Raw genomic sequence first — 20,017 nt, 5'->3', positions numbered from 1 at the left:
AGACCTTTTTTATCTTTTAAGTGAAATCATGTTTAAACTGGATAGGATCCTTGAGCTCCTATCAAGGTTAGAGGAGAAGCTCTCCTTAGGAGATGTAGGTGAAGGAGAAGTTAGGATCGCGCTAGAGCTCGCCTCAACCCTTTCAATACCCCTTATAAGGGCTCTAGAATATGCTGCAAGGGCATGGCATATAATCTCTGGACTTGCCGGCCTAGATCCTATATCCCAAACCATCATAAAGATCCTCTCATCATGTAGAAGCATGGGGGTTATAGAGATCTATAGAGGGGTTAAAGCCGTCAGAGGCAGGGCCTCTAGAAGGATCGTTAGCGATAGAGTCAAAAAACTTGAGGCGATGGGTATTGTGATTAGCAGGAGAAGTAAAGGGAGGCCTAAATATTTGCTGAAAATCTGTATGGAAAGGGATGAGAAGCTGGAAAGGTGAAGGAACGCGGATATGAAATAGGATAGCTAATCATGGGGGTTAGAACTAAAAAAGTTTAAAAATTATAACATTATATAGTTTTAAACACTATCTTTTGAATACTAATGCTAATATATCTCCACTTATTGATGATGAACCGCTTGACAGTGACGCACTACCTATCTTAACAGATATATTGATCGTTGAGCCTACGCCGAAGCCATTGAGCGTGCTCCTTGTTATATTACCACTTATCGTTACTGTATCGCTGCCTACTGAGACGCTCGCGTTGCCCGCAATTACCTGGTAGACCTTGCTTCTATTGCTATTCTCAACTTTGTGGTGGATTAGTATGAGCAGGCTGTAATTGCCTCCCTTCTTGATTAGCACCAGCCCAACCTTATCACCTGCAGAGACGTTCTGCACATTCGAGCTTGATACATTAACCACCGCTGAGAGCACTATCTTCGGTAGTGATATGTGGTGAGACGCTTCTCTATGATCTCTATGACTCTTTTCTCCATATATCAGGATCTGATTTCCAAATGCCTTCATATGATCCTCAATATCTATGTTCTCCGCAGATATCGCCTCGAGCCCCGAATCATCTGAATCGCTATTACCGCTATTGCTCACACTGGCTACAGGCTTAGCTATGTTCAGAGCCCACACAGCAACCGGATATCCTATAGCAACTGTCAGCGCTGCTAACACACCTACCACGAGTATCTTTTTCATATGGGCTGTCTCCATATCCTCACCATCTCCAAATTATTGTTGATAGAGAAGATATTTAAGGGATACTATGGGTCTCCTTATCCCGTTAAATATTGTTGTTCCATTTCCGCATGTACTATAAATAATATCTAGATGTTTTTCATCACATGTTAACTATTTTTAACTGTAGCCATGGTTATTGTTTATCTTAGTGAATATCTAAGTATTTCGAAGAATCTCTCGGCGTTCAAATCATAGCTCAAATATGCCGCTCCATCTGCCTCACTAGGATCTGAGACGATCCTGCTTCTACCCCTCTCCCAGCATGTGTCTATAGATATGTGGAACCTTCTAAACCTAACCACCTCGGGATCTATAAGTGTTGATAGTGCTATTGCGTCGTGGAGCTCGAAGTATCCAAGCCTCTCCACTGGGTTCCGCAATATTCTATATACCAGCTCGCCTGCTCTAGACCCTATCCTTCTGATCTCCTCTATATTATCTTTCGAAACCCTTGCCCTGGGATCCTGTGTAACGTCAAGGCTAACAATTTTAGGATCTACACCGGATCTTATTACTATCTTAGCTGCTTCAGGATCTACATAGAAGTTATACTCAGCATTAGGTGTGACGTTACCCTTACCATATCTAGTCAGCCCAAATGCTCCCCCCATAACTATGATCCCCTCGATATTCCTTGTGATCCAGGGATCAGCCATCACGGCTCTAGCAATATTTGTTAGAGGGCCTGTAGCAACTATAAAGGCCTTCTCCCTTCTAAGGGTCTCGACTATGAAGCTTATAGCATTGCCACTAACCCTCCCGCTACCCTCTGGGATCCCGGAATCCCCGAGCCCATCTGCTCCATGGATATGCTCTGATGTTACTAGATCCCTTATAAGGGGTTTCTCAGAACCTTTATAAACCTTGATCTCATTTCTCCCTAAATAGCTGAGAATCCTTAACGCGTTTCTAACACCCTGATCAACATGTACATTTCCAGAAACAATGGTAACACCTAGAACCTCGATATCCCCTAGCCCGAGAGCCATTATAAGGGCTACAGCATCATCAACACCTGGATCCATATCAAGGACAGCTTTGATCATATGATCACCTAGATATATTGGTAAACCAAGATATTAGAGCTTAAACCCAATTGATAGCGATGGTTACGGCGAAAACCGTCTAAAGAGTAGAGAGGATCAGCAGAAACCGATAATCATCATTATCAGGTTAAGCGGTGAGAGCTAAGTCCTTATCTACTTAACCACCAGCTATAGGGTCTTCATGGCAGCTGTAGGCTAATATAGTATTTGTTCCCATAGCCATCCACCAGTCTAATAGTGATCCACATGCCCTCACTAATAGATTCATCTGTAAATATCAGCATATCACTAGATCTGTTGATAGCAATGCTGCGATTAGTTATTAGCAAGCTAACCAACCTAGACTCGCCTGGCCTAATCACGATCGGGGATAAAACATTTGGATTAGAGGCTATGCTAGGATAGATCTCTGAAGCCCCTGCATATAATTCAATATATTTAATCGTAACAGGAGCCCCACCTCTATTCCTCATATCGAGATATATATTCCATCCACCCCCATCGCTAGAACCTCCAAGCCTAGCAACACTTATAATCCTAATATCAATATCTCTAGTCTCTACATTATCTTGGAAGATACCTACTATATAGGAAGCAAATACCCCAGACATTATTACAGAAATTGCAACAAGGATCACAACTGCTAACACAGGGTTTACATTATTACTCCTACCAGGTCTATCCCTCCTAAGGCTATTCAACACCTCTATAGATATCATAGCCTGTAAAAATCTTACATCCATCAATATGATCATCATATTAATATTGTTAAATAATCCTCATATATATATAGTTTATACGAAACCTACACTCAAACGATAAATACTATCTATATATTCTCAATGGATCAAAAATAATCCTTAATAGATCCGAAATACATATTAATCACAGCTATATAGCACACATTAATGTAGAGAAAAAGTATTAAAATGATATAGAGCATAGCTTGATATAGATTCAGAAGCCCTATAGAGGTAATATCAAATAGAAATTAAACCCCATAGAGAGGATCTAAAGTAGCATTAAAGGTCTAACCATAATCCTACTTAATAATATGAATTGGTAGAAAAATATCACTTCTACAAGAGCTTTTTAGAACGAATTATAAGGCCACTTATAATATATGTGAGATCTTCTAGCTCTCTCTCATCACACCCCTCAACAAGGATCTCTCCCGTAGATGCTCCTGCATATATCTTTAGATCTCTTATAATGTCTAGCGAACACCTCGGTATTATTGTGTAATCCGGCACTAGGAGAGCTATCACGCTAATACTATATCTTAAATTATCTACATCTATTTTTACAGCAAGATTCCTAAAGGATCTCTGCACAATCTCTAGAGTAGCGATGCTTCTAACAAACCCTAGATCTATTGCTGCTATAAGCCTCCACAGAGACCCAATAAGCTCTAACCCCTGAGGCGGCTTTTCAGGATCTATAACAGCTATGATCTCTATTGGTTTCAACCTATTTTTTGGATCTATACCCACATTCTTCATAAAATCAACTATATGTGAAGGGGTGATCTCATTAAAACCCCTGAGATCTATGTATAAGCCGTCAACCCTGTTTGGAATAATATTGCTTTTCGGATCCACATATATCTTTAAATAAGATCCCATATGCTATCGCCAGAAAGGTTTTAATTTAACTCTATACATCGATTACTTTTGCCTCCATTCTATCTAGATCTAATATAGCTACAGTAGATCTTCCGCTAAGGCCTCCGAAAACTTCTCCTGGGTTTAGGATCAGGGTTCCACCCTCGACTCTTACATCTACCTCGTGTGTATGGCCGTATAGGATGATGTGGTATCCACCGCCTCTTGCGATCTTTTCGACAATTCCTATGGTTCTATCCCTCGGGCCGAAACCATGAAGCAGCAGGATCTTTTTACCATTAATAATCATCTCATATGGAGGGTCATAGAGCTCCTGCCCAGCCTTGGAAGCAATTTCTTTAAGCCCTAGCCTCTCGCCATCGTTATTTCCTAGCACACCAACGAATCTGATCCCGCTTTTAAGAATCCTTGCTAGGGAGAATGGGGCTATATAGTCGCCTAGATGTATGATCATATCAACCCTAGCCTCTGTAAAGGCTTTGATAGCAGAATCTATTTTTAAAAGGTTGTCATGGCTATCGCTCATAACGCCTATCAACATATTACACACCCAGGCCTTATCAAATAATGCTCTATGGCTATTTAGCATTAGCTTTTGATCGTTATCTATAGCTTTTCCTCAACCTCCCTCTTCATGGAGAGGGCGTATTGCCTAGCCTCTTCCAAAACCTCGAGCAAAACATCCAAAGGATCTTTAGTACCATCTGTCACTATAACCACCCTTGGCTGTGATGTGAGCGGATGATCTATTATATAGGCTGCATAGCTAACATAGGGTTTTCTAATAGCTAGCTTAGATATTAGATTTGGTATTCCATGTTGATCCCCTGTTAGGGTGAATATCAACTCCCTATCTGTTCTCTTCTCCACCTTGATCTTGGGCAGGATTTCTAGAGACATCTCTCTCCCAGATATGCATTTACATATGGGATATTATATTCATAATTCAACACTAGATCTTATCTTAACATCTGGAGAATCGCTGATAATACGATCAAGGCTATCGAGATGTATAGAATCTTTAGAGAAGGATCGCCGGGATATGTAAAAACCCTTTTAGCAATCCTCACCTCCCCCTGTCTCTGTCTCTGAGATACCTTAGGTGTCTCCTGGTATACCAGCTCCACCTCATAATCCCTATCGAGGAAGATCTGCTTTTGAGCTGCTACATTTCCCTCGATAGAGAGTCTCACAAGATATTCCCCCTCAGCTAGATTAAATACATTCTCCCTAGGATTGACCTTATCCTTTTCAGAGTAGTGATTATGACCTATGATCTCTACTACAGCTTCCCTAGGTATGTTTTTACCCCTTACCTTCACCGAGAGTCTATATAGCCTAGGCTCTCTTAGCCACTCAGTAGTTACTAGATCATGGCCAAGGTTCTTTTTACCATAGCTATTTAGCTCCTCAACTAGCTCCCTGAATATCCTATAGATCTTCATTTTAACATCGTAAGGAGCACCGGATCTTAGCACTAAGAGGTTATAGCTATTCTTCAGAAGATCTAGAGAGCCTGTTACAACCTCCTCACCACATAGCCCCCCTGAGGAGCCGCAGGATCTCCACATACTCTCTCTAAGAAAGATAAGGGTGTTAGCAAGCTCTCTCTCATACACATCTCCAGGATTAAGGCTGCCTATGTATTTATTTATGATCCTCGATATTATATAGTGCAGATCTATAATCCTGCCTATACCAGCTTTCCCCATATATAAAAAGTGTTGAGTTCTTATATAGCATTCACAAACTTATTCGTTTCCCATCTATCCATACTACGATTCTCCATAGATTCCTAGCCACTATATTTTCCAGCCCCATCCATCGAGAGGCAGACCTGGAAAACCATGTTAACCCCCTTCCCATTCTAAAGAGGTGAGGCTTTTAGTTGTAAATAGTGGATATCTAAGTGAATATCTAACGGAATTAGGTATGATGGGATCAACGAGTCTAAATCCTTAAAAATATACGAGATAAAACTGATTCTAAGCCCTATTTAGAAAGTTGGCTATAAGGCCTTTCTACGAGATGGCTATATATGAATTTAACTGCTTCGGAGTAAACTCTAATCCTATTTTTAACCTTCGATATTCCATGTCCCTCATCCTCAAGCCTTATATACCTCACCTCCTTACCCCTAGATCTAAGAGCTTCTACAAGCTGTTCAGCCTCGGTAACTGGTACTCTAGGATCTCTCGCCCCATGGATCACCATTAATGGCGCCTTTATCCTGTCTACATATGTTATCGGGCTTAGCTTGATCATGATATCTCCATGAACCTCGGGGTCTCCATACTCAACTATTCTATACCTCCTCCTCCAAGCACCGGTATTCCTTATGAATGTGATTAGATTCACAATCCCTACAATCTCGACACCGCATCTCCATATATCAGGGTATATAGATAGCATCATAAGAGTTAAGTAACCCCCGTAGGAGCCTCCCATAACGCAAAGCCTACTAGGATCTATCACTCCTTTTTTAGAGAGATGTTCAACAGCGTAGTATACATCATGAACAGCGTTGATCCTCTTATCAACGTCGTCTAGATGTATGAAGCTCTTACCATAACCAGAGGATCCTCTATAATTAGGTGCTACAATAGCGATACCGAGTGAGAGGAGCGCCTGGTGGATCCTGTTGAAGACAACTCTCTCCTGCGACTCAGGGCCGCCATGTAGATAGATCACGGCTGGGGGAGGCTCTTCGGAGATCCTAGAGGGTTTATATACTAACCCATGGATCTCGAGATTATCAAAGGATCTATATACGAATTTCTCTGGCAAGATAAAGCTATCCTCAGAAACCCCCATTTTTGGTGAATAGGTCACCCTCTCGAGAAAACCTGAGAAATCTGCTACAAATATTTCCTGCCCATATCTAGGCGCGTTAACCGATAACACAGCCCCAGAGCTGAAAAGATCTATATCGTCTATGGTTCCCCATAGCCTTAGCACCTCCCTACTTGATCCATCCCCAAAGCTATATAATTTGAGTATGCTAGAGCCATCCTCATTTACCACATAGGCTAGCACCCCATTTCTATAGTCTATCGCCTCAATATCCCAATCCTCTTTAATGATATATTTCCAGCTCCTCTTCTCAAGATCATATATAGCAATCCCTGTAAACTCCTCACCCATATTTGTTATAAAGATAAGGAATCTATCGTCTATCGGTATCGGGCTTCTATTTTGAGCCTCACCGCTATGCTTAGTAAGATTTATTGTAGATCCATCGCTTCTTCTAATTAGAAGAATATCTGTATCCTGGTACGTATACATCTTTACAGCTAGAAGATCCCCATCGCTTATCCACCTAGACGGACTCAATATCCCATCGTTCTCTATGATTTTCATGGGTTTTCCTGTATGTATATCATATATATATAGATCGAAGTCAACACTATTCCTTAAATTAGAGCTATAGCTTAAATACCTACCACTTGGGCTCCACTCTCCCAGATTATTTATCGTTCCATCCTCACCACTCACAAGCTTTATCGTATTCCCACGTGCTATGTAGATAGACCATCTCTCATCCCCATCGATATCTGTGGAAAAAGCTATATAGCCTGTGGGGGATAACCTATAACTGTTGATCCTTCTCTCCCATGGTATGGGTATCTCATGTCTATAGCCAGCAGGGGTTTTAATAGCTTTCCACAAGATCTGCTCTCCAGATATATCGCTGAGATAATATATAGCTCCTTCGATATCATCGTAGCTACCCGAGGTTGCATGTCTAATAGCTAAGTATCTCCTTATCAGAACCTCGATCTCCTCCATAACCTATCAACACTAGTACTAGTACAGCATGGCCCTTTTTAATCTTCACCGTCAATTCATACTTCGGAGCCTATCACCTGCTTATAAGCCAGCATATCTATATATTATTAAGGTGTTGACCCAAATGGCAATATATTATGGCTTTAAAACAGATTTTGACGAATATGAGAGACAGGCATTAAGAGAAGCCCTCACTGATATGAGGAATGTTGTAACTGTGAAGCTCTTTTTAAGCGATCGATGTGATTTTTGTAAGCAGACAAGGCGGATGCTCGAGACAATCAGGGATGAATCTCCGGAGGTTAATGGGAGAAAGCTTATAGATCTAAAGATCTACGAGGAGGAGGTAGATACGGATGAGATAAAGAGATATAATGTGAAGAGATATCCAACGATCATACTCCTTGATGGAGCTATCAAATACTATGGGATCCCCGCTGGTGAGGAGATAAGGGCCTTCGTAGAGACCCTTATAAGGATAAGCCAGGGTGAGAGCGGCCTCAGCTCTGAGACAATAGAAGGGATAAAGAAGATCCCTGGAGAGGTTGTTATAGAGACAATTGTAACGCCCTCATGCCCCTACTGCCCCTATGCAGTTTTAATGGCGAACATGTTTGCATTCGAAGCATATAGAGCTGGGTCTAAGAATATAACTTCAATAGTTGTTGAGGCATATGAGAATATGGATATAGCACAGAAATATGCTGTGAGCTCAGTGCCATCTATAGCTATTAATGGTCGAGTCGAGTTTATAGGCGTCCCATATGAGGATCAATTGCTAGAGGTTTTAATTAAAAGGGCTAGGCCGAGGCAGAAGGCTAGAAGTAGCGAGAATCTGAGGAATGTGATAAGGGAGGTTATTAAGGAGCTCGAGGAAGAAAAGAAAGAGGGCTAAGCTCCTCTATATAGAGGATTTAACAACACCCCCATATTCAACATCCTTTGAAACAACAACACCTGGGTATATAATCGCATATGCTCCAACCTTTACACCAGGTAGGATCGATGAGTTAACACCTGTTTTCACATAGCCTCCTATAAAGGCGCCAAGCTTAACCCTTCCAGTATTGATCCTCTCCCCCTTAACCCATACTTTGACTGGTTGTTCATCAAACCTCAGATTAGCTATTATGGTTCCAGCGCCGAAGTTAACATTCTCACAGACCACGGAATCGCCAACATAGCTTAGATGGGAGATCTTGGCGCCCTCAAATATCACACTCGCCTTAATCTCTACCGAGAAGCCTATCCTAGAGCCCTTCCCTATATATGTATAGGGCCTTAGATATGCTCCAGGCCCTATCTCGGCATCTTCATCTATATATACAGGGCCCTCTATATATGTATGCCCCTTAACCCTAGCTCCTCTAGCTATATATACAGGGCCCTTAATTATCGCCCCCTCCTCTACTTCCCCATATATAGCTCTACCGCTGATCTTCTCTATAGCCCTTCTATTAGCCTCAAGCACATCCCATGGCCTCCCAATATCAATCCACTCCTCCTCACTAATGCTGATAACCTTAAACCCTCTACCCATGTTATATAGAATCTCTACTAGATCTGTTAGCTCTATCTCACCCCTAGGCGACACCTGGATCTTATCTAGATATCTCACCATATCTGGGGAGATTCTATAGATACCCGCATTGATCAGCGCCCCTCCCTTGACCTCCGCTGGAGAGGGCTTCTCCATAATTTTAACAGCCTCCCCCGATCTCTCTAGTATAACGCCATAGTTCCAAGGCTCACTATGGTTAACACCAACTATGAGGGGGGTTTGGGAGTTTACAACCATCTTTATAACTCTATCCTCTACGAAGAGATCGCCGTATACTACTACACTATCTTCGGTGATATAGCTGGAGGCTGTTGCGAGTGCATCACCGCTGCCCCTCTCCTCTTTCTGCCTAGCTATCTCTACATCAACCCCTAGGCTAGATGCTAGATCTTTAACGTGTTTTGAGAGAAGATCACCCATATAGCCTGTTACCACTATGAACTTCCTAATACCGCTGTGATATCCTGCCTCAAAAAGCCTCTGAATCAGCGTCTTCCCAGCAACTATTACCATGGGCTTTGGCCTAGTATCTGTTATCGGCTTAAGCCTCTCACCCTTTCCACCAGCTAAGATCACCAGCTGCATAGCTAACCACCGATACCCTTTGCCTCGAACCTCTCGATCTTCTCTATGATCCTTCTACTCTCCTCCCTCAGCTTCTCAAGCTCCTCCCTTAGATGCTTGTACTCAACACCCTTCTCCATATGATCCTTGATCCGCTTAGAAGCCTCTCTAGCCCTTCTTCTAACAAAGCCTATGGGATCTTTCTCCGCAACCTCAATAAGAACCTCTATAAAGTCTGGGTACTTGAGTTCCTCCATAGCTGATATAGCTGCTATCCTCACCCTATGGCTAGGATCTCTCCTCACTATCTCTATCAGCTTCTCAATAACCTCCCTCCTTCCAGGGAACTTCCCTAGAGCATTTGCAGCCGCAACTCTCACCATTGTGTGCCTATCCTGCTCCAAATACCTCATTATAATCTTTAGGCTATCTTCACCACCAAGGTTTGCTAACCCTTGTATAACCCCTCTAGTTATGATCTCCACATGGCTAGGGGTATCGAGGTATTTGATCAGCTCGGCATAGGCCCATCTAACCCTTGTCTTTCCTAGAGAGGATGCTGCTGAAGCCCTAACATAATAGGTTTCAGATGGATTGCTAAGAACCTCTAGCAAGGCTTTCGCAACCTCTTCATCGCCTATGAAGCTTCCTAAAGCCTCTACCACAGCCCTTTTAGCCCTGGGATTACTGATCTTCTTGAGTGCTGAGAGAAGAGCCTTCTTAGCATATTCACCTCCGACCCTACCTAGTGCCCTTGCAATCTCGGCCTGAACACCCCAAAACCTCTCTTTCTCAATAGCCTCTGATAGGATCTCAACAACCCTCGACCCAGATTTTTTGGAGAGAGCCTCAACAGCTAATAATCTACAATATACATGTGGATCTCCGATCATGTTCCCAAGGATCTCTACATCATCCTCGACATCGAAGACAGCGAATACATCGAAATCAGGGTTAGGACATACATAGAGGGGAGGCTCTTCAAGATCTATAAATACTGTCTTCTCCCTACTATCCATGAGCACTGTCTTCTCAATAACCCCTCCTCGGTATCTGATCAAGAGTCTCACCGGTATTCTATATACCTCGAGGCTATCCTGTCCCTGCTCCTGCTTCAGCGAGATTCTAAGCACCCTTTCCTTATAGTCATATGTGCTCTTCACCTTCACAACTGGGTGGCCAGAGCTATATACATATTGATCGAAGAACCACTCAAGATCCCTTCCACTGATCTCCTCAAACACCTTCCTAAGATCCTCTGTATCCGCGTTCTTAAACCTATACCTTTCTAGATATGTCTTCAACGCGAGCCTAAATCTCTCCTCCCCAACTATGTTTTTAAGGGTGTGAAGCACCAATGCGCCCTTAGGATATGAGTGTGAGTCAAACAGCTCATCAGGATCTTTATATATCCTCATAACTATAGGTCTTGAGTATCTCTTATACTCCTCCAGATATGATTTTAAATTCCCATATAGCTCGTATATAAATTCCTCCTCCCCCTTATCCTTCCTAGTGTATAGAGCCTCTAGATAGGTTGCAAAGCTCTCGTTAAGCCAGATATTGCTCCAATCCTTGCAGGTGACAAGATCTCCAAACCATTGGTGGGCCAGCTCATGGGCTACGAGGGGATCTGAGGAGAATTCCTTGTGGGCTATATCATCGTGAAGCGTCCACTCTGTAAGGAATGTGGCTGTTACATTCTCCATACCCCCTACTATAAACTCTTTCAGACATACTTGGGTATAGGAGTTATACGGATATCTATAGCCTAGATACTCACTGAAGAATCTAATCATATCTGGCGTCTTAGAAAATGTGTTCATAGCGATTGCCTTTAAACCCCTTGGGACTAGATATCTAAGCCTTATACCGTCAACGCTATCTTCCATCTCATCAAAAACCCCTATTGCTAGCGCTATTAGATATGGAGGCATTGGATAATCCATTCTATATTTCCACCTCCTATAGCCGTTACCAGCATCATCCACAGACACTAGATCCCCATTGCTTATAACAGTAAATACCTCGGGAACCTCTGCCACTAATGTCCATGTCAACCTCATATTGGGGTAATCATATATTGGGATCCAATATCTAGTATCCTCGGCCTCCCCCTGACTCCAAACCTGCGGATAATCATTCCCGCTCCTCGGAATTACGAAGTGAAGCCCCTTTACAGGTTTAGCACTATATACTATCTCAACGCTAAACTGCTTTTTAAGACAGCTTCTCGGGATCTCCACATAGAGCTTGGATCCATCATATGTGTATTCAGCTGGAGAGCCATCTAGATATACCTCCTTTATAGCTAGATCAACTGCGTCTAGCTCTAGATAGCCCCTCTCATCTAGAAGCTCTACCTTATGGACAACCCTACCGCTAAAGCTTCTCGAATACACATCGGTTTTTATATAGATATCTGCATGGCGGATCAAGAACCAATATTCTCGAGCATATCTCGGTTCATAGCCTGGAAACACAAAATCCCTACCCACCTTTAGCGAGAGACCCTTCAAAATACCCCTATTATCTCTAACTATAGATGCTTTAATTATTTTTCCAAGCTAGAATAGAATATCCCCATCCCATGAGGTAGGGCTTTCTATTGTAATATTACACATGCTTTAGCAATTATATGTTAAACAATTTATGTTGAATCCATGGAGGATCTTGTAGAAACTGGTTAGGCACATATATAGATTCCTATAGCTTGTGAATGAAATAGATAGAATTAGGAGAAGATAAAGATCTCATCAGCATAATAAGAGGAACAGCTCTTCTAGAAAAGAGGCTAGTAGATGATCTCCTTAGAGAGTAATATAACATATCTTCGAAGTAAAGGTTCCTGAAAGGATCATGGAGCAGGCATCTGTGAAACTAGAGATGGAATGTTTAATGGAAAAACGAGATTAGCAAAACCAGAATCCCCATTAGCTAGGTAGTGATATATAAGGTAGATGAGGAGGGCTAGACAATGGTGGAGGCTAAGAAGCTGAGGTCACCTATAGTTGTTGTATTAGGCCACGTAGATCATGGGAAGACTACTTTGCTAGATAAGATCAGAGGTACAGCTGTAACTAAGAAGGAGCCTGGAGAGATGACACAGCATGTGGGGGCGAGCTTCGTGCCAACCCATGTTATAGACTTTATTGCAGAGCCTCTTAAAAAGTTTATAAGGTTTAGACTTAGGATACCTGGGCTTCTCTTTATAGATACCCCTGGTCATGAGGCGTTTGCCAATCTAAGACGTAGAGGTGGATCTATAGCGGATCTAGCTGTTCTTGTGATAGATGTGACAGACGGTGTTAAGCCCCAGACCGTAGAGAGCGTTGAGATATTGAAGGAGAGGAATGTACCCTTTATAATTGCTGCTAACAAGATCGATAAGATCCCTGGGTGGAGGTCTGAGGAGAACTCCAGCTTCATGGAGAACTCTAGAAAACAAGATAGAAAAGCGCTTGACACGCTTGATAGAGCAATATACACCATTGTCGGCAGCCTAGCAGGGCTTGGCATAGATGCGGAGAGATTCGATAGGGTAAGGGACTTCAGAAAGGTGGTTCCGATAGTCCCTGTATCGGCAAAGACGGGAGAGGGGATCCCAGAGCTTCTAGCAGTATTAGCAGGGATCGCACAGCAATTCCTCGAGGAGAGGCTAAGATATGCTGAGGGCCCTGCAAGAGGTGTGGTGCTTGAGGTTAAAGAGGAGCCTGGCCTAGGTGTGACCATAGATTCAATAATATATGATGGGATTATAAGAAGAGGCGATATAATTGTTCTAGGAGGCTTCGAAGGACCTATAATAACTAAGGTTAGGGCTCTCCTACTACCAAAGCCCCTGGATGAGATGAGGGCTCCAACAGATAGATTCACACCGGTTGAGGAGGTATATGCTGCTGCAGGTGTTAAGATAGCTGCTCCAAACCTTGAAAAAGCAATAGCGGGATCCCCTATCTTAGTTGCTACCAATGAGGAAGAGGCTAGCAAGCTAGCGTCGAGGGTGGTGGAGGAGCTGGGATCTGTGAGGATATTCTCTCAGGAGACAATAGGTGTTGTTGTTAAAGCCGATACTCTGGGCACCCTTGAGGCTCTAACATCAATGCTTAAGAGGAGGGGTGTTAAAATAAGGATTGCCGATGTAGGGCCCTTAACAAAGAGAGAGGCTATAGAGGCTTCAATAGTAGCTAAAGAAGATAGATACTTAGGCGTAGCGCTTCTATTCAACGTTGGTATTAACCCAGATGCCGAGGAGATTATAAGGGCCCAAGGAGTTAAGATCTTCTCGGGAAACATTATATATAGACTCGTTGAGGACTATATGAAATGGGTTGATGAGGAGAAGAAGAGGGAGAGGGAGAGAGAGCTCGATAAACTTGTTAGGCCTGGTAAGATAAGGATAATACCTGGATATATATTTAGAAGAAGCGATCCAGCAATTGTTGGGGTGGAGGTGCTGGGAGGGGTTATAAAGCCCGGATATCCCCTCATGAGATACGATGGAAGGAGCTTGGGACATATAATGCAGATCCAAGACACAGGAAAACCGATCCAGATAGCGAGAACGGGTATGTCAGTAGCAATATCCATTAGGGGAGATATACTTATAGGAAGACATGTGGAAGAGGGAGACATAATATATACAGATATACCGGAGAACCATGTGGAAGAGCTTGTAAATAGATTCTCACAAGATCTTAGCGATGATGAATTGCTAACCTTAAAGGAGATCGTAGAGATTAAGAGGAAGATAAATAAGATGTTCGCTGCCTCAGCATATCTTAAGCTACAGCAAATGTTAAGCAGAAGATCTTCTAAATAAATGCTTATATATAAACATATCCGCTATAAATATGTAATAATGCTAATATTGATAATATAATTAATATAATTTAGATTATGTAAACAATTATTCATATATTATTATTTTCCCACGAATATCTGATAAAAATATATTTAAAAGCCTACTTAATCCTCTGGAGATATTTAGGTGGTATCTGTTCAATATTAGCTTTAATAGCATTTACACTTTCATCGAGCATCTTCCTCTCTTCATCTGTGAGTGGGAGTTCTAATATCTTTTTAATACCACCTCTACCTAGTATTACTGGGACGCTTACACATACATCTCTATACCCATATTCTCCCTCTAAGCAGGCGCTTGCGAGGAATACCTTGTTCTGATCCTTCTTAATAGCCTCAGCCATTATTGCTAGACCCGCTCCAGGTCCATAGCTAGAGCTATATCCTCTAAGCTCTATGATCTTTGCCCCAGCTTGTATGGTCTCCCTAGTGATCTCCTCTATGTCCTGCCTGCTCAGCATCTCACTCAGAGGTTTACCCATGACAGTTGAAAGCCTTGGTAGGGGAAGCATCTTTTCCCCGTGTTGCCCAATAACTATAGCCTCGATAGATGCAGGTGATATCGAGAGCTTCTTAGATATATAGTATCTCATCCTCCCAGCATCTAGCACCCCGCTAAAGCCTATAACCCTCTCTCTAGGAAGGCCAGATACTTTATAGAGAAGATAGACCATAGAGTCTAAAGGATTAGTCGTTATTATATTTACAGCATTTGGCGCATACTCTAATATATTCTTAGCTATTTCGATAACAACCTCAGCATTCTTAGCCACCAACTCCTCCCTTGTCATACCCGGGCCTCTAGGGAATCCCGCTGTTATAAGCACTAGATCAGCACCGCTTATATCCCTATAATCATTAGATCCATAAACAGATACGCTTTTCCCTAATATAGAGAGGGCATGGGCTAGATCTAGAGCTTCCCCCTGAGGCCTTCCCTTGATCACATCTATTAATACTATATCATCGATCTCCATCATAGATATGTACATAGCTGCAGCAGTGCCAACCCTGCCAGCACCTATTATTGCAATCAAACCTATTACCCCCAGATATAGGTAGACTAAACAGGTATAAATCTAGTGAATTATTTTCAAGAGAATATCACCCTCTAACATCCTCTCCATTCTGAAAACGCTGGATCCCTCAGTTGAATAATTTATTAATAACTCATATATAGATACCTGGGAGGACATGGTATCCCAACACGTTATAGATGACGTGGCGAGAAGAATAGCTGGGGATATTGTGTGGAGTAACGACATTTCTATGGGGCTTAGGAAGTGGAGAGAGATCTTTGGCGCATCTAAGGGCGACATAGCGAAGCTGATGGGAGTATCTCAGAGCGTTATAAGCGACTATGAAAAGGGTAGGAGAAGCCCTGGTGCTAAGTTTATTAGAAGATATGTTGAGAGCCTAATCAGGTTTGATGCTATGAGGGGCTATCAAACTGTAAAAAACCTCGCTAGATCTTTCAGCCTTAATATAGAAGCCGTCCTCGATGCGAGGGAGTTCGAGGTTCCCATGGGGATAGATACGCTTGTAACGAGGGTGAAGGGTATATTGTTGAATGCAACATATAAACATAGAGAGCTCTACGGCTATACAATAATAGACTCGATAAAAGCGATCTCAAGCCTCTCAGGCAATGAATTCTGGCAGATAATGGGGATGACGTCGGAGAGAGCGCTAATATTCACAAAAGTCACCACCGGAAGATCACCGATGATCGCTGTGAGGGTTGCTCCGATAAAGCCTGCTTCGGTAGTTCTTCATGGAACAAAAAGAGTGGATCCTCTAGCAATATATCTAGCAGAGGCTGAGGGAATACCCCTCATACTATCTACAGCTGAAAGCGTTGAGGAAATAATAAATGGTTTAAGAAGTTATACACAATACTCCTATTAACCATAGCTATAAGAACCATCAGATATATTCAATGTATTTAACGATATATTTGGGAGCTGCTATTGTCATCCACAGAGATCTTATTAGAGATCCCAATAGATGATCCTCAGTGCGGGGCTGGAGGTATAATGAGGGTTATGCGGAGAAGAGATCCGATTGCTGGGGATCAGATCTCTATAGCTATCATATGTCCTGAGCCGGGCTATAAATATTTTGAGGAGATACCAGAGAATGTTGGTGAGGAGAAAATGGTTATAATCGAGGTTAACAGCCCTAATGATCTATCGAGGAAGTTTTTAAAGTCAAAAGATGCTACAATATATATCCCTGAGATAGGCCTTGTAAGCACCCCTAGATCTGCAGCCGTAGATGAAATAACAACTGTTGATGGGCTTCTAGAAAAATACGTAGATCATCTAGAGCCTTTGTGTGATGAGACAGAGAATCCTGAGAGATGCCGTGAGGTGGTTGAGTGGATGAAAAGGGCTATGAGGGGCGAAGAAAGGTTTACATTGATAATAGAGGATCCTTCGGGCAGATCAAGAGAGCTTGATATAAAAATATAAAAGGTATTTGAAGGTGTTGAGCCTTGGGAGAGGCGTCGGATCAGATATTCCTTATATGCAGATCCTGTGGCTGGAGAGGTGAGGAAAAGCTAAACATATATTCATGTCCCCGATGCGGCTCGCCACTAGAGCTTGAATATAGCATTGAAGACATTCTTCCAGAACCTAGAGAGATTCTTAAATGTAGAAGTGGTATATGGTGTTTCTCGAAACAGCTCCCAAGCTATAAATATAGAGCTACGCTTGGAGAAGGAATGACTAGGGTTATAGCTATCGGGCTTGAGAACCTAGATATCATGGTTAAGGCTGAGTATCAGAACCCAACTGGGAGTTTTAAGGATAGGGGCTCTGCACTCGCCGTCTCGATGGCCCTTTCTAAGGGGGCTAAGATAATTGTAGAGGATTCCTCGGGGAATGCGGGTATAGCTACTTCATGCTATTCCAGAGCCTATGGATTGAGAGCCGTGATAGTTGCTCCAAAAACGGCTCCCAGGGGTAAACTTGATCTCCTAAGTCTATGTGGAGCTGAAATTATATTAGCTGAGACTAGAGGCCACGCTGCAGATCTAGCACCTAGGATCGCTGTTGAAAAAGGCGGTGCATATCTTCCTCACACATGGCTACCTCACTTCGTTGAGGCTATGAAGACAATTGCATATGAGATCCACTATCAGGTAGATGAGCTGCCAGACGCAATATTCATCCCCACATCTAGTGGAACGCTTCTCCTAGGACTGTATAGGGGGTTTAAAGAGCTTGTGAGATATGGATATAGGAAGAAGATCCCTAAGCTTATAGCTGTCCAGACAACGAGTTTCCACCCCCTTTACAGAGCCCTAAAAGGGGAAGAAATGCCTCTTGAAGATGAGAACCTAGCAGATGGGATATCCCTTGATAAACCCCCCAGACTTAAACAGATGATCGATGCTATTAAAGAGACATCGGGAGATGTAGTTGTTGTAAGCAATAACGAGATAAAACATTCCCTAAAACTACTACTAGCTAGAGGCCTTATAGTTGAGCCAACATCAGCCACCTCTATAGCGGGCATTATAAAGGCTATACAGAGCGGTAATAATTTTAACAGCCCAATGGCTATTCTCACAGGATCGGGGCTTAAGATGCCACAGAGACTCATTGAACTCGCCTATACTAAATAACATTTTAGATCCCAATTATAGCTGGAACCTAATATTAATAAATTATTTATAACTAAAAGCCTCTCAGATAGCTAAAGAGGTTATAAATATCTGGATTTGACTCTCAGAAGTAATTAAATGATACCGGAGGATAGGCATCTATATGCTTTAAAAGGGCGAAGCACCGGTTATAACCCATCTGGATGGATGCTACTATCTCTAATAGGAGATCCTGATTAGTTCCGGCGAACAATGTAAAATGCGACTTGGTCTTCTATGCTTATTGTTTTAGCTGTTTTGATCTCTATAGGCCGGGTTTCTCATCTACGCTACCCACTACTTATGACTATTAGAGGTGGCTATGAGGTTTAAAAGCCATAGGCCGGCTGATGGTTTCAAATGATGCTATATATATCTTTACTGAATTTTATTTTGGTGTACCATATGGGCTCACAGATCCCTAGCGAGCTGAGCAAGGTAATAAGCTTAACTATAGAGCATAATACTTGGAGGAGGAGCTCGCTCAATCTAATTCCTAGCGAGAATGTAATGAGCCCTCTGGCAGAGGCTGTGTATATGTGTGATATGATGCATAGATATGCCGAGGGCAGGCCTAGGAGAAGGCTCTATCAAGGGCTTATATATGTTGATGAGGTTGAGGAGCTGGTAATGGATCTCATGTCAAGGCTATTCGGGGTTAAATATGTAGAGCCTAGGCCTATTAGCGGTACTATAGCTAATGCAGCTACCTTCAGAGCTCTAGCACCTCCAGGCTCTAAAGCAGTTGTAGCCCCTGTCCAGGCTGGGGCTCATGTAAGCCATACCAAGTTTGGGACCCTGGGGGCGTTGGGGATTGAGCATATAGAGATGCCGTTTGACATGGAAAACCTAAATATAGATGTTGATAAAGCTAGAAAGGTTATTGAGGAGGTTAAACCAGCCTTCGTGGTTATGGGTGGAAGCCTATATCTCTTCCCACACCCTATAAAGGAGATATCAGAGGCAGCTCACTCGGTAAACGCTGTGGTGGTATATGACGCTGCCCATGTCCTCGGGCTAATTGCTGGTAAGAGGTGGAGAGATCCTTTTGCAGCTGGTGCAGATATAGTTACAGCTTCAACACATAAGACCTTCCCAGGACCCCAGGGAGGGGTAATCCTAACTAACAACGAGAACCTCTATAAATCAATAGCCAGAACCATTTTTCCATGGTTTGTGAGCAACCATCATCTCCACAGACTCCCAGCAACGGCTGTAACCGCCATAGAGATGATCTACTTTGGGGAGAGCTACGCAGATCAGATAGTGAGAAACGCAAGGGCCTTTGCAGAAGCCCTAGCGGCCGAGGGCTTTAAGGTTTTGGGTGAGCATCTAGGTTATACAAGATCCCACCAGGTTGTTATAGATGTAAGATCATATGGCGGGGGGGCTAAGGCTGCGACACTTCTTGAGAAGGCTAACATAATTGTGAACAAGAATCTACTGCCATATGACCCCCCAGAAGCTGTTAAAGACCCCAGCGGTATTAGGACAGGTGTGCAGGAGATGACTAGATATGGAATGAGGGAGGGGGATTTCAGGGAGATAGCTAGATTCTTTAGAATGATCCTTATAGATGGTAGAGATCCTGAGGATGTTAGGAAAAAGGTTATAGATTTCAGAATGAACTTCACCACAATCCAATATACCTTCGACATAGATCTATCATCAATGCCGAGCCCATATAGAATACCATTCCTCTCTAAGGTCTAG

Annotated in this window: 18 protein-coding genes; 7 read left to right on the top strand and 11 right to left on the bottom strand. The window is 42.7% G+C overall.

Translation table 11 applies throughout. The features are described from left to right. Positions 1-28: 28 nt before the first annotated feature. Positions 29-445, top strand: a complete 417-nt coding sequence (locus QXE01_00835; protein MEM4969778.1) for a hypothetical protein — start codon at positions 29-31, stop codon at positions 443-445. Between the two features lie 87 nt (positions 446-532). Here the strand turns inward: QXE01_00835 and QXE01_00830 are convergent, their stop codons facing one another. The 8 genes from QXE01_00830 to QXE01_00795 all read right to left on the bottom strand — a co-directional run bounded on the left by QXE01_00830 (position 533) and on the right by QXE01_00795 (position 7,664). Next, positions 533-1,177 carry a hypothetical protein gene (locus tag QXE01_00830; GenBank protein MEM4969777.1) on the bottom strand — a complete coding sequence of 215 codons (645 nt, stop codon included), beginning with the start codon at positions 1,175-1,177 and terminating at the stop codon, positions 533-535. Positions 1,178-1,344: 167 nt separating this feature from the next. Continuing rightward, a complete protein-coding gene (locus QXE01_00825) occupies positions 1,345-2,250 on the bottom strand; it encodes a nucleoside hydrolase (protein MEM4969776.1) in 906 nt (301 codons plus the stop codon). Between the two features lie 179 nt (positions 2,251-2,429). Then, positions 2,430-2,993 carry a type IV pilin gene (locus tag QXE01_00820; GenBank protein MEM4969775.1) on the bottom strand — a complete coding sequence of 188 codons (564 nt, stop codon included), beginning with the start codon at positions 2,991-2,993 and terminating at the stop codon, positions 2,430-2,432. Between the two features lie 336 nt (positions 2,994-3,329). Further along, positions 3,330-3,875 (bottom strand): hypothetical protein, encoded by a 546-nt coding sequence (locus tag QXE01_00815; GenBank protein ID MEM4969774.1) that lies wholly within the window; start codon positions 3,873-3,875, stop codon positions 3,330-3,332. 31 nt (positions 3,876-3,906) lie between these two features. Further along, a complete protein-coding gene (locus QXE01_00810) occupies positions 3,907-4,416 on the bottom strand; it encodes a metallophosphoesterase (GenBank protein ID MEM4969773.1) in 510 nt (169 codons plus the stop codon). 65 nt (positions 4,417-4,481) lie between these two features. Then, entirely contained in the window at positions 4,482-4,775 is a 294-nt protein-coding gene (locus QXE01_00805) for an RpoL/Rpb11 RNA polymerase subunit family protein (GenBank protein MEM4969772.1), read from the bottom strand. A 59-nt stretch (positions 4,776-4,834) separates the two neighbouring features. Further along, a complete protein-coding gene (locus tag QXE01_00800) occupies positions 4,835-5,587 on the bottom strand; it encodes a hypothetical protein (GenBank protein ID MEM4969771.1) in 753 nt (250 codons plus the stop codon). Between the two features lie 280 nt (positions 5,588-5,867). After that, positions 5,868-7,664 carry a S9 family peptidase gene (locus tag QXE01_00795; GenBank protein ID MEM4969770.1) on the bottom strand — a complete coding sequence of 599 codons (1,797 nt, stop codon included), beginning with the start codon at positions 7,662-7,664 and terminating at the stop codon, positions 5,868-5,870. A gap of 124 nt (positions 7,665-7,788) precedes the next feature. On the opposite strand from QXE01_00795, the gene QXE01_00790 reads away from it, so the two are divergent. Further along, a complete protein-coding gene (locus tag QXE01_00790) occupies positions 7,789-8,559 on the top strand; it encodes a thioredoxin family protein (GenBank protein MEM4969769.1) in 771 nt (256 codons plus the stop codon). 6 nt (positions 8,560-8,565) lie between these two features. Here the strand turns inward: QXE01_00790 and QXE01_00785 are convergent, their stop codons facing one another. After that, positions 8,566-9,810, bottom strand: a complete 1,245-nt coding sequence (locus QXE01_00785) for a sugar phosphate nucleotidyltransferase (GenBank protein ID MEM4969768.1) — start codon at positions 9,808-9,810, stop codon at positions 8,566-8,568. 2 nt (positions 9,811-9,812) lie between these two features. After that, positions 9,813-12,308 (bottom strand): M1 family aminopeptidase, encoded by a 2,496-nt coding sequence (locus QXE01_00780; GenBank protein ID MEM4969767.1) that lies wholly within the window; start codon positions 12,306-12,308, stop codon positions 9,813-9,815. A gap of 458 nt (positions 12,309-12,766) precedes the next feature. On the opposite strand from QXE01_00780, the gene infB reads away from it, so the two are divergent. Then, the gene (gene infB, locus QXE01_00775; GenBank protein ID MEM4969766.1) at positions 12,767-14,611 is read left to right on the top strand and encodes a translation initiation factor IF-2; all 1,845 of its coding nucleotides are present in this window, start codon (positions 12,767-12,769) and stop codon (positions 14,609-14,611) included. Between the two features lie 142 nt (positions 14,612-14,753). Here the strand turns inward: infB and QXE01_00770 are convergent, their stop codons facing one another. Continuing rightward, positions 14,754-15,689, bottom strand: coding sequence for a malate dehydrogenase (locus QXE01_00770; GenBank protein ID MEM4969765.1), 936 nt, complete (start codon positions 15,687-15,689; stop codon positions 14,754-14,756). A gap of 157 nt (positions 15,690-15,846) precedes the next feature. On the opposite strand from QXE01_00770, the gene QXE01_00765 reads away from it, so the two are divergent. The 4 genes from QXE01_00765 to glyA all read left to right on the top strand — a co-directional run bounded on the left by QXE01_00765 (position 15,847) and on the right by glyA (position 20,017). Then, positions 15,847-16,560 (top strand): helix-turn-helix domain-containing protein, encoded by a 714-nt coding sequence (locus tag QXE01_00765; GenBank protein ID MEM4969764.1) that lies wholly within the window; start codon positions 15,847-15,849, stop codon positions 16,558-16,560. Between the two features lie 62 nt (positions 16,561-16,622). Beyond that, complete coding sequence (locus tag QXE01_00760; GenBank protein ID MEM4969763.1) at positions 16,623-17,126, top strand: ZPR1-type zinc finger protein; 504 nt, start codon at positions 16,623-16,625, stop codon at positions 17,124-17,126. 23 nt (positions 17,127-17,149) lie between these two features. Beyond that, positions 17,150-18,286 (top strand): pyridoxal-phosphate dependent enzyme, encoded by a 1,137-nt coding sequence (locus QXE01_00755; GenBank protein ID MEM4969762.1) that lies wholly within the window; start codon positions 17,150-17,152, stop codon positions 18,284-18,286. A gap of 423 nt (positions 18,287-18,709) precedes the next feature. Beyond that, positions 18,710-20,017 carry a serine hydroxymethyltransferase gene (gene glyA / locus QXE01_00750; GenBank protein ID MEM4969761.1) on the top strand — a complete coding sequence of 436 codons (1,308 nt, stop codon included), beginning with the start codon at positions 18,710-18,712 and terminating at the stop codon, positions 20,015-20,017.

This window comes from Sulfolobales archaeon, assembly GCA_038897115.1.
Classification (GTDB): domain Archaea; phylum Thermoproteota; class Thermoprotei_A; order Sulfolobales; family AG1; genus AG1.
The sequence above is the reverse complement of the archived record's forward strand: the minus strand, read 5'-3'. Positions and strand labels throughout refer to the sequence as shown.

What these genes read in the sequence shown, in the direction of transcription:
- QXE01_00825 (MEM4969776.1), bottom strand. Translation starts at nt 2,250, where the DNA reads ATGATCAAAGCTGTCCTTGATATGGATCCAGGTGTTGATGATGCTGTA.
- QXE01_00785 (MEM4969768.1), bottom strand. Translation starts at nt 9,810, where the DNA reads ATGCAGCTGGTGATCTTAGCTGGTGGAAAGGGTGAGAGGCTTAAGCCG.
- QXE01_00795 (MEM4969770.1), bottom strand. Translation starts at nt 7,664, where the DNA reads ATGGAGGAGATCGAGGTTCTGATAAGGAGATACTTAGCTATTAGACAT.
- QXE01_00815 (MEM4969774.1), bottom strand. Translation starts at nt 3,875, where the DNA reads ATGGGATCTTATTTAAAGATATATGTGGATCCGAAAAGCAATATTATT.
- QXE01_00800 (MEM4969771.1), bottom strand. Translation starts at nt 5,587, where the DNA reads ATGGGGAAAGCTGGTATAGGCAGGATTATAGATCTGCACTATATAATA.
- QXE01_00835 (MEM4969778.1), top strand. Translation starts at nt 29, where the DNA reads ATGTTTAAACTGGATAGGATCCTTGAGCTCCTATCAAGGTTAGAGGAG.
- QXE01_00790 (MEM4969769.1), top strand. Translation starts at nt 7,789, where the DNA reads ATGGCAATATATTATGGCTTTAAAACAGATTTTGACGAATATGAGAGA.
- QXE01_00805 (MEM4969772.1), bottom strand. Translation starts at nt 4,775, where the DNA reads ATGTCTCTAGAAATCCTGCCCAAGATCAAGGTGGAGAAGAGAACAGAT.
- QXE01_00830 (MEM4969777.1), bottom strand. Translation starts at nt 1,177, where the DNA reads ATGGAGACAGCCCATATGAAAAAGATACTCGTGGTAGGTGTGTTAGCA.
- QXE01_00765 (MEM4969764.1), top strand. Translation starts at nt 15,847, where the DNA reads ATGGTATCCCAACACGTTATAGATGACGTGGCGAGAAGAATAGCTGGG.
- QXE01_00820 (MEM4969775.1), bottom strand. Translation starts at nt 2,993, where the DNA reads ATGGATGTAAGATTTTTACAGGCTATGATATCTATAGAGGTGTTGAAT.
- glyA (MEM4969761.1), top strand. Translation starts at nt 18,710, where the DNA reads ATGGGCTCACAGATCCCTAGCGAGCTGAGCAAGGTAATAAGCTTAACT.
- infB (MEM4969766.1), top strand. Translation starts at nt 12,767, where the DNA reads ATGGTGGAGGCTAAGAAGCTGAGGTCACCTATAGTTGTTGTATTAGGC.
- QXE01_00810 (MEM4969773.1), bottom strand. Translation starts at nt 4,416, where the DNA reads ATGTTGATAGGCGTTATGAGCGATAGCCATGACAACCTTTTAAAAATA.